The organism is Coprococcus intestinihominis (assembly GCF_040096555.1).
GTDB classification, from domain to species: Bacteria; Bacillota; Clostridia; order Lachnospirales; family Lachnospiraceae; genus Coprococcus_A; species Coprococcus_A intestinihominis.
Genome location: NZ_JBBMEK010000275.1, coordinates 1 through 4,266, shown reverse-complemented (window position 1 = coordinate 4,266; position 4,266 = coordinate 1). Strand labels below are relative to the sequence as shown.

4 protein-coding genes and 1 pseudogene are annotated in these 4,266 nt (G+C 46.1%); 1 reads left to right on the top strand and 4 read right to left on the bottom strand.

The features are described 5' to 3' along the window. Positions 1-1,024: DNA gyrase C-terminal beta-propeller domain-containing protein (locus WMO25_RS15495; RefSeq protein WP_349086073.1), on the top strand; the 1,024-nt coding region annotated here is incomplete at its 5' end. 247 nt (positions 1,025-1,271) lie between these two features. On the opposite strand, the gene WMO25_RS15490 is transcribed toward WMO25_RS15495, so the two are convergent. From WMO25_RS15490 to WMO25_RS15475, 4 genes and pseudogenes are all read right to left on the bottom strand, one after another. Continuing rightward, positions 1,272-1,718, bottom strand: a complete 447-nt coding sequence (locus tag WMO25_RS15490; protein WP_227083585.1) for a GNAT family N-acetyltransferase — start codon at positions 1,716-1,718, stop codon at positions 1,272-1,274. A gap of 38 nt (positions 1,719-1,756) precedes the next feature. Beyond that, positions 1,757-2,341 (bottom strand): peptidylprolyl isomerase, encoded by a 585-nt coding sequence (locus WMO25_RS15485; RefSeq protein ID WP_117528730.1) that lies wholly within the window; start codon positions 2,339-2,341, stop codon positions 1,757-1,759. A gap of 170 nt (positions 2,342-2,511) precedes the next feature. Then, positions 2,512-3,588 carry a M24 family metallopeptidase gene (locus WMO25_RS15480; RefSeq protein ID WP_178438936.1) on the bottom strand — a complete coding sequence of 359 codons (1,077 nt, stop codon included), beginning with the start codon at positions 3,586-3,588 and terminating at the stop codon, positions 2,512-2,514. 110 nt (positions 3,589-3,698) lie between these two features. Continuing rightward, positions 3,699-4,266, bottom strand: a pseudogene (locus tag WMO25_RS15475) (FAD-dependent oxidoreductase); the annotation flags it as partial.

Below are 4,266 nucleotides of genomic sequence, written 5' to 3'. Positions count from 1 at the left end.
GGCCAAAGCCTGTCTGATGACAGGCACTACCGAAGGCATTCGCTTCAAGAGCAAGGCCTCTGAAAAAGCCGCTTCTGCCCTTGATTTTACAGAACGTCAGGCCACTGCAATCCTCGAGATGCGTCTGTACAAGCTGATCGGTCTGGAAATGGATGCCCTGCTGAAAGATCATGATGCTACTTTGAAGAATATCGCTTCCTACAAGGATATCCTTGAGAATCATAAGAGCATGTCCCGGGTCATCAGTCATGACCTTGATATGATCAAGAAGACTTATGCCACACCGCGTAAAACCTCTATTGAGAATGTGGGTGCTGCTGTCTATGAAGAAAAGAAAGCCGAAGCTATGGAAGTCGTTGCTCTGATTGACCGTTTTGGCTATGCTAAGACCATAGATAAGGCTACTTTTGAGCGCAACAAGGAAGCCGCACTCTCCGAAAACAAATATGTCATCAGCTGTATGAATACAGATAAGGCCTGCATCTTCACCGATACCGGACGTCTTCATCTGATCAAGATTACTGATATGCCGTTCGGACGTTTCCGTGACAAATCTATTCCGCTGGACAACCTGGGCAACTATGACAGCTCCGGCGAGAATATCATTCATATATGCAATCTGGCATCCATTCAGGATTCCATGATGTTATTTGCTACCAAAACCGGTATGTTGAAACTGGTCAAAGGCAGCGAATTTGATGTATCCAAACGAACCGTTGCCGCCACCAAGCTGGCCGACGGCGACAGCATCATTGCCATCTGCACTGCCGACAACTTCAACCAGCTTGTTCTTCAGACTGAAAACGGCTACTTTATCCGCTTCCCGATGATGAACATCCCTGAAATGAAGAAAACTGCCATCGGCGTCCGCGGCATCAGCCTCGGTTCCGGTGACAGCGTCAAAGCTGCTTATCCACTGGACAGCAGCCAGGAATGCACCATTATCCACAATGAAAAGGAATTACTGTTGAATAAGTTGAAACTTGTCAACAGAGGCGGAAAAGGCACAAAAGTCCGCGTTTAAACAAAAAGCCCGGCCGCCTTCCAGTCAACTAAAGCACTTTTTTGGTTTTGCTGCGCCGCATATTAACAGCTTCTGCGCAAAACTCGCCCTTACGGGCTCAGACATTGCTTCAAAGCTGTTGCTATGCTCGCAAAATCTGCAAAATCGTGCTAACGTTTGACTGGAAGGCGGCCGGGCTTTACTCTTTTAAGATGTGGCTTTCATACTCATTCTTAAGTTATCATAAACATCTTCTGCCGCTTCTATTTTATCTGTCCAGCACCATCTGGTTATATTCCAGGAATCTGAAGCCCCAGCGCTCATAAAGGCGTTTGGCGTTGACATTACTTTCTGTGACTTCGATTCTGAAGCGCTTGTATTCCGGATAATGGTCCACAATCCAGTGATAGGCTTTTGTGCCGTACCCTTTTCCCCGGCATTCCGGTGTAAAGTACATTTCTTCCATGAACATGCACATTCCGCCGACTTCCGATGCATAATAGCCGGTCACATAACCATATCCGACAACTTTCTCATCTTCCAGCATCACCAGACCGCTGATATATGGCATCGTCGGGTCTGTGGCCGCATCAAATGTACGCTCCAGCACCGCTGTGTCTACATCGTGTTCAACTGCCGGACTATGATAAAAGGTAATCACCATCGACATAATGACCGCTTTATCTTCCGGTTTCATTTCTCGGATATTAAACATACTATTTCCCCCATTCCTTCTATATTCTACAACAATTTCTATCTCATATCCGTCCAGCATGGCGGAAGATTCTGAACTTTCATACGAATTGGTTCAGGATATGTCTGTCCCTTCAAATCCAGTTCGACTTTCTCAATAACTTCCGGCTCAACCGGTTCATTGACCTCAACCCCCGGAATCGGGAAATCAACAGGTCTTGTCTTCACTTTCTCAAGACGCCGTATCTCATCCATGCCTTCAATGACTTTTCCAAAAACAGGATAGATTCCCTTATGATCCGGGCAGTCACGCAGCGGGAAAAAGAATTCGCAGCTGGCCAGTCCATCCTCACCATAACCACCCATGCAGACACAGCCCGGATGGGAATCCAACGGTTCGATCTCCGGATGCAGTTCAAACTCATTCGGAATCAGATACTGGCACTCCTTGTGTCCAAATGCCTGGTACGTCACGTCCACCCAGTTGCCCGGAACAATTCTTTGAATCGCATGGTGATCCATAAATCCCCGGGATGCCGCATAAATAAAACTGTTGACAGTATTCGGCGCAGCTTCCGGCAAAAGTTCAATCACAATTTTACTGCCGTTGGCCATATGTAAAGTCGCTGTAGGATGTGTATTCATAGGTATTTGCCTCCATAATAAAACAAAGAATGTGCCTCGGCATATTCCTTTAAACCAACAAAGCGTACTTCACATCTTCTCAGATGCAAAGTACACTTTCTCTTATTTCTTCACTTATTCATTGTATCATTCTTCAATATCTGATGCAAGCCCGGACAAGCGCCAACAAATTAACCGATAATCTGAAGTTCCTTTGGATAGTGATTCAATACCTCACAGCCATCCTCTGTCACCAGCACCAGATCTTCCACACGGACACCTGTATCATCTGTCAGATAAATACCCGGCTCAATAGAGAAAATCATACCCGGAACGGCTTTGTCTGTATTCACAGAAGAAACATCACCAAACTCATGCTCTGAAAGTCCGATAAAATGACCCAGACGATGGTTAAACTGCGGACCGTAGCCTTCATCAGTGATCAGCTGACGGGCTGTATTGTCCAATTCACAAAGAGGAATGCCCGGTTTGATCTTGGCAATGGCCGCTTCATTCGCCTTGCGGACTGTTTCATAAATATGACGATGTTCGTCACTCACTTCCTTGAAGTAGAAAGTACGTGTCATATCAGAACAATAGCCCTTTCTGATGCATCCCACATCAAAGAGGACACAGTCACCCACCTTCAATACCGTATTGTCCGGTTCATGATGCGGGTCTGCTGCATTGGCACCAAAAGCAACCAGCGGTTCAAAGGAGTAACCGTCCGCACCCAAATCCATATAAATCTTCAGCATCTGGTCTGCCAGTTCTTTCTCTGTAACACCTTCATGGACAATGGCCTTGAACTGTGCCATGGCCTTGTCGTTGATGTCTGAAGAAATACGCATCAGTTCCTGCTCTTCTTCATCCTTGATGCCTCTTGTATTGTCCACAGCCAGAGAAGCATTGACAAACCCGGCTGCTGCTTTCATCTCCATCAGCGGCAGCAAAAATCTTGCTTTCAGTTCTTTATCCACACCCAGAGGTGCATCTTTGTCGAGATACTTGGCCACGATCTCCATAGCAGGGTCTGTGTCGGAATACCATACCTTTTCAATACCCACTTCCTGAGGTACTGTAAATAATCTGTTCAGGAAAAAGGCATGATGGCCGTCTTCTCTCAGATATAAACCATAAAAACGTTCAAAAGGTGACACATAAACACCGGTGAGATAATAAATGGACATCGGATCAACGATCAGCATCTGATGCAGTCCCATTTCCTTCAGGGCTGCCATAATTCTGTCTACTCTATTCTGCTTCATAGCAAATGCTCCTTTCAAATCTTCATCTGCCGTCAAGTATATCACTTTCTATAGCGGTTTTCTATAGTTTATCTGACTTTCCTAAATTTCTTATTAACGCATCATAGTTTTCAACGCTTTAACCGCATTTTCTCCGGCAATTCGGCCTGAATGGCATAATAAGGGCCTTCCTCCATAGACAGCATATAACGCTTATCCTTGGCAAACCAACCGTCTCTTCCTTCCTTGCAGAAGCCGTTGTATTCCTCCATAGACGCTTTCACTGTTTCTTCGTCACAGCCGATAAACGCAGCCAGTGCTTCATAACTGTCTGCTTTGCAGAGAACACCGTCCGCAATGGCCTGCTCCATGGTAGTGTCCAGTCTTTCTTCCACATTCGGCGGCATATGAATCGTCTCAATCATATCCTTGCCGTCGCTCAGGGTCTGGTCTAACAGTGCCTGATTGAAAACAACCCATACCTGACCATCCGGCTGACGCAGGCAGGCATTAAAGGATACTGCGAAATTATACACAATCCCTTCATCTGCAAAACGTTCACCAAAACGATTCAGCCACACATTGTATGGTTTGCCTAGGAAAAGATTCAGCGCATCATATCCCTTAATCTTCGGTGCTGCCGCTTCCATGGTAAAGTTGCCTTCCACTTCCGCACCCGCCTCAAGCGCCATTCGGATA

What these genes read in the sequence shown, in the direction of transcription:
- WMO25_RS15480 (WP_178438936.1), bottom strand. Translation starts at nt 3,588, where the DNA reads ATGAAGCAGAATAGAGTAGACAGAATTATGGCAGCCCTGAAGGAAATG.
- WMO25_RS15490 (WP_227083585.1), bottom strand. Translation starts at nt 1,718, where the DNA reads ATGTTTAATATCCGAGAAATGAAACCGGAAGATAAAGCGGTCATTATG.
- WMO25_RS15485 (WP_117528730.1), bottom strand. Translation starts at nt 2,341, where the DNA reads ATGAATACACATCCTACAGCGACTTTACATATGGCCAACGGCAGTAAA.